The organism is Enterococcus rivorum (assembly GCF_001742285.1).
Lineage (GTDB): Bacteria > Bacillota > Bacilli > Lactobacillales > Enterococcaceae > Enterococcus_L > Enterococcus_L rivorum.
This window is the reverse complement of sequence record NZ_MIEK01000064.1, coordinates 1-3,315: the sequence shown is the minus strand read 5'-3', so window position 1 is coordinate 3,315 and position 3,315 is coordinate 1. Positions and strand designations below refer to the sequence as shown.

The following is a 3,315-nucleotide window of genomic DNA, read 5'->3' as shown; positions in this document are numbered from 1 at the left end:
TGATCCCTCTTGTTTTTTAAACGGAACATTCTCTTTTTTTAGAAATCAAAAAAGTGAGGCAACAATCAGATGTATTTCTGACTATTGTCCCACTCTCCTCTTTTTTTAAGCGAAATCTTGAAAGGCTCTTTTGATTCGATTCAAACCGTCTACTAGTACCTCTTTAGAACAAGCAACATTTAAGCGCATATGTTGAGTACCAGCAGGGCCGAATGAAATGCCAGGATTAAGTACCACTTTTCCCTCATGAATTAAGCGATTTTGTATTTGCTGATCAGTCAAATTAAAAGTCGAGAAGTCTAACCAAATTAAATAGGTTCCTTCAGGTTTCATCATTTTTACATTAGGCAATTCAGAAGCCAAGAATTTAGAAACAAGAGTGATATTTTTTGTAAGATATTTTAACAAGTCATCTAACCATTGGTCTCCATGTACATAGGCAGCTTCCGTACCAATATAGCCAAATGTATTTATTTCATGCTGCTGATTTATTTGTTGAACACTGCTGAATTTTTCTCGTAAATCAGGATTTTCAATAAAGACCATAGAATTTTTTATACCAGCTAAGTTAAATGTTTTTGTTGCAGCTGTTAATGTAATAGAAAAGTCTTTAAAGGTTGGGTGCGCATTAGCAAAAGTAGTAAATACATTTGGAGAGAAAATCAAATCTTGATGGATTTCATCGCTTACTACAATGACATTGTATTTTGCACATAAATTCCCTAACATTTCTAGCTCTGTTTGATGCCAAACACGGCCACCGGGGTTATGCGGGTTACATAAAACAAACAATTTCACACTTTCAGAACGGATTAATCGTTCGATTTCATCGTAATTCATTACAAAATGACCGTTTTCTTCTATTAAAGTAGTACGAATTAATTTCCGTCGATTTTTTTGTACGACAGTAGCAAAAGGTGGATAAACTGGATCGTGAATCATTACAGCATCTCCAACCGATGTATAAGCTTGAATAGCTAAAGAAATACTTGGAACAACGCCGCTGTTAAAAAGAATAGCCTCTTTTTCAATGGAATAATTATGATGTCTTTTTTGCCAATTCTGGATAGCATCATAAAGTGAATTAGGTGTTTCAATATAACCAAGAATACCATGATCAATCGTTTCTTTTAAAGCCTTTAATACAGGTTCATTTACTTTGAAATCCATATCTGCTACCCACATTGGAAGTAAGTTTTCTTCATTGTATGTTTGATTAATAGTATCCCATTTAACGGAATTGGTGTTTCGTCGTGTATAAACTTTATCAAAATCTGTCATAATCCATAATTCCTTTCCTAATTATAAGAGTAATTTATTTAAAGTGAAAATTAATAACTACCTATAGTATAATGGACTTTGAAGAAAAGATGAATAGAAACAGCCATGAGAATAAAGAAATAAATTTGTGCATGCATCAAAAGAACATGGTATTATTTTAATGAAGACAATATAGAGGATGTAACGAACGTTTTCTTATTTCGGAATGAAAAGAGGAAAAATAATGGAGTATAATATAGGTATGATTCTGGAAGGCATGGTAACGGGGCTACAGCCATATGGCGCGTTTGTTTCTTTAGGAGAAGAGGAGCAAGGGTTAATTCATGTTTCGGAAGTTCAAGCAGGCTACACAAAAAATATTCATAGTTTATTAACAATCGGGCAAACTGTTCGAGTACAAATAATTGACATTGACGAGTATTCAAAAAAAATTAGCCTCTCTTTAAGAACGTTGCAGCAACCAACACCCCAACCAAACTACAGACGAAAAAAATATTTTACAAACAAAAATAGAAAAATTGGTTTTTCTGCTTTAGAAAAAGAACTTCCCAATTGGATTCATGAAACAATGGATGAATTAATCGCGAAATAATTCTGTTTTTTTTCAGAAAATATGGTACAATTTTCTTTGTTAATGAAAACTAAAGATTAATTGGGGTGGATATTTTGTCTAACAAAAAAGTCGCTGGTACTATAATGCTGAATCAAAAAGATGGCACAAAGAAATTTCTTGTACATCCAGTTGGTAATTCCCTAGAGTTTGCAACAACTAAAGTTCTAAATGAAATGACAGGTCTAGCTAGTATGCTAAAGCTATTCAAAGAAGAAATTCAACTTGATGTAACTTCAATTAGTTTGGTAGAATTAACGAATGCACATACTGATACTGAAAATATCCCGCTATTTGTTTTTGAAATAGGAGAAGAGCAGATAGTACCTACTATTAGTAGTAACTATAAATGGGAAAAACCATCAGAGTTAAAAGATATTCTGTCTTCTTATGATATTGAAGGAATGCCAATGTTTTAAAGAAAGTAGAAATACATAGAGAAGTAAAGGATGATACCTTGCTTCTTTTTTTATTTTGTATGTTTATAATAGTAGAAAAGTGGAAAACAATAAAATTAGAACGGCAGTAGGAGGCTGGAAAAAATGAGAATAGAGAAAATCCAATCAACAAATAGTGAACAAGCGCTGGATATACTTAAAGAAACAGCAGAATGGCTGAAAAAAATGGGCAGTAGTCAATGGGCGGATGTTTTGGAAGGAACAGATAAGCATGGATTGGCAGAAGCGGTTAAACGAGGTAATGTCTATTTTTACTACGATAACAAAGAACTTGTGGGAATGTTTGCGGCTTGGAAAGAGCCTTCTTCGTGGGATCAATTACTTTGGGGAGCAGAATCAACATTTTCTAATGCTTATTATATACATCGTGTAATCATCAGGCCTAAATATAAAGGTAAGAATTACGGAGATCAGTTATTAACTGATATAAAAACTCAGTTTAAGTGTGAAGTTGAAGAGTTACGTTTAGATTGCTTAGCCAGCAATCAAAAATTAGTTTCTTTCTATAGTAGGAATAAATTCAATAAAGTAAAAACGAGTAAAGATAGCAATGGAGAATTATTCGAACTATTTTCTTTTAAATTGAAATAAAGATCGGTATTGAAAGGAAATGTGCAGAAATTCTATAATAAAAAATACAAATGTGATTTAAAAGCGAAAGATGCTGGAAATGATGAAAATATAACAAAAAAAAGTTTCAAAAAATGCAAACTTTTAGTTGACCTAAGCGCAGAAACTTGGTATATTATTACTTGTCGCAAGGCACTATAGCCAAACGGCAGATCAGCCTCAGTTTGAAAGAATAGAATAACATCGACTTCTTTCTACTAACTTGAAAAATCAACAAAAAAACTGTTGACAAATAACAAACAAGTTGGTAAACTATAACAGTTGTCTCTTTAAAACAGAGAGAACGAGTTGAAAAAGAAATTTCAACTTTCTTGAAAAAAGTACTTGACGAAACGT

4 protein-coding genes are annotated in these 3,315 nt (G+C 32.5%); 3 read left to right on the top strand and 1 reads right to left on the bottom strand.

The features are described from left to right. Nucleotides 1-105: 105 nt before the first annotated feature. Nucleotides 106-1,281: a MalY/PatB family protein gene (locus BCR26_RS15865; RefSeq protein ID WP_069699935.1), complete on the bottom strand. Its 1,176-nt coding sequence runs from the start codon at nt 1,279-1,281 to the stop codon at nt 106-108. Between the two features lie 223 nt (nt 1,282-1,504). Here BCR26_RS15865 and BCR26_RS15860 point away from each other — a divergent pair, with 223 nt between their 5' ends. The 3 genes from BCR26_RS15860 (at nt 1,505) to BCR26_RS15850 (ending at nt 2,940) form a co-directional block, all read left to right on the top strand. After that, a complete protein-coding gene (locus tag BCR26_RS15860; RefSeq protein WP_069699934.1) occupies nt 1,505-1,873 on the top strand; it encodes a CvfD/Ygs/GSP13 family RNA-binding post-transcriptional regulator in 369 nt (122 codons plus the stop codon). Between the two features lie 65 nt (nt 1,874-1,938). Next, on the top strand, nt 1,939-2,310 hold the full coding sequence (locus tag BCR26_RS15855) for a hypothetical protein (RefSeq protein ID WP_209591871.1): 372 nt from the start codon (nt 1,939-1,941) through the stop codon (nt 2,308-2,310). Between the two features lie 123 nt (nt 2,311-2,433). After that, nucleotides 2,434-2,940 carry a GNAT family N-acetyltransferase gene (locus BCR26_RS15850; protein ID WP_069699932.1) on the top strand — a complete coding sequence of 169 codons (507 nt, stop codon included), beginning with the start codon at nt 2,434-2,436 and terminating at the stop codon, nt 2,938-2,940. The last annotated feature ends 375 nt before the right edge of the window (nt 2,941-3,315 follow it).